At 55.0% G+C, this 1,974-nt stretch carries 2 protein-coding genes; both read left to right on the top strand.

Annotated elements, in window-relative coordinates:
- Positions 1-111: arginine deiminase family protein (locus DXB53_RS09755; RefSeq protein ID WP_147330908.1), on the top strand; the 111-nt coding region annotated here is incomplete at its 5' end.
- 135 nt (positions 112-246) lie between these two features.
- Positions 247-1,371, top strand: coding sequence for an aminotransferase (locus DXB53_RS09760; RefSeq protein ID WP_117584285.1), 1,125 nt, complete (start codon positions 247-249; stop codon positions 1,369-1,371).
- Positions 1,372-1,974: the final 603 nt, after the last annotated feature.

The raw sequence follows: 1,974 nt of genomic DNA on the forward strand, positions 1-1,974 counted from the left end.
GTGCTGTACAAGGAGGGCCTGGACCTTCTCGTCGTGCCCTCCGCCGAGCTCTCTCGCGGCCGCGGCGGCCCGCGCTGCATGAGCATGCCCTTCTGGCGCGAGGACCTCTAAGGTTTTCAAAGACCCGTACAGGTCTTACTACAAACATCTAGCTGCCATTAGATGTCTCCCATTGGGGCGGTGCGGATCTTTCGCACCGCCCCATTCATGTTTAATGACGCTAAATGAAGATCAGATAAGGTGGCCATGGATATCAAGACAATCGGTGTTGAGGAATGGCTCAACGTTTGGGAGAAGAGTGCTACCTGGGATATCGCTCAGTCGACGATCTCGTCGCTGACCATGGGCGAGCTTCGCGCACTGGACGAGCAGGACGGCGCCACGTTCTACGAGCGCCTGGATCGCGAGAAGATGAACTACGGCTGGATCGAGGGATCGCCGGAATTTAAGGCCGAGGTCGCCAAGCTGTATCGTCGCGATGTCAATCCCGATCACATTTTGCAGACCAATGGCTGCACGGGCGCCAACCTCAACGCCATCATGGCCGTTGTGGAGCCCGGCGATCACGTGATTGCCGAGTGGCCTACCTATGCGCCGCTCTACGAGATTCCGCGTACGCTGGGTGCCGAGGTCGAGTATTGGGAGCTCCGCGAGGAGCTCGGCTGGAAGCCCGATATCGATGAGCTCAAGCGCTTGGTGCGCCCCAACACCAAGCTCATCTGCATCAATAACGCATCGAACCCCATCGGTACGGTGCTCGATGCCGATATGCTCGGCCAGATTGCCGAGATCGCCCGTTCGGCTGGCGCCTATGTGCTGTGCGACGAGGTGTACCTGCCGCTTGAGAACACCAAGGCCTTTATGTCGATGGCCGACATGTACGAGAAGGCCATTGTCACCAACTCGGTGTCCAAGACCTATTCGACGCCTGCGGCCCGCGTGGGCTGGGTCGTGGCCGACGAAGAGGTGTCCAACCGCATCCGCACCTACCGCGACTACACCATGATCTGCGGCGGCGTGTTCAACGATGCCCTGGCGACATACGTGCTCGAGCACAAGGACAAGATTCTCGAGCGCAATCGCAAGATCGTGTTTGGCAACCGCGATATCGCGCAGGCTTGGATCGATACGCAGCATCGCGTTTCCTGGACGGCCCCGCAGGGAATATCCACCTCGTTTATCCAGCTGGATATTCCCGAGGATGACGAGGAATTCTGTAAGCGCCTGTTGGCCGAGAGGGGAGTGCTGCTGGTCCCCGGTAGCCGCTTTGAGCTTCCCTGCGGCGCACGCCTGGGCTACTGCGCGAGCGAAGACGTTCTTCGCGAGGGCCTGAGGCTTTTGGGCGAGGCACTGACGGAGTTCGATCGCTAGGGTTCCGACGATCTTCGAGGGCCTTATCCAAATTGGCCGAAGATAATCGAAAACGGACCCGTTTCCCTAGGGGAAGCGGGTTCGTTTTTCTATACCGAGAAGTCAAGTTGTTACAAATGGGGCCGTAAAGCGAGCCGGTATCCGCTGGGCCTTATACTGAGCTTCCGGTGAACGGTATCAAGCGTCTGGTAAACGGTAATTTGTTTATCAGAAATGAATAGGACAAACTTTTTTCTGAATAAAAATGAAAATGGTTGGGACGCGGCATGAATCGCTGATTCTATTCATAGCTATATTAGAAATATGCAATTTGAGGGTGGTTTAATAAAGTTAAGTTCCATTTGCTATTTGGATTGAAAACGCGTTTTAGCACGTAAATAAACTTTATTAAATCAAAGTGTGCCATGCGTGAAGTATATGTGTATGCCGTTCACCCCTCATATAAAACCGTTCGGGGGCGAGGTGGAAGTATGGACTGATTTTGGATATAAATATGTCGTCAGCAATAACGCCTCACACGGAGGGGCGCTAACGAATCGGCCCTGACAGGGGCCCGAAAGAAAGGTAGGAGGCCATGACGAAAGGTCTGCACGTGCCTTCCGA

It is taken from the genome of Collinsella sp. OM04-5, from assembly GCF_003439125.1.
In the GTDB taxonomy this organism is placed as follows: Bacteria; Actinomycetota; Coriobacteriia; order Coriobacteriales; family Coriobacteriaceae; genus Collinsella.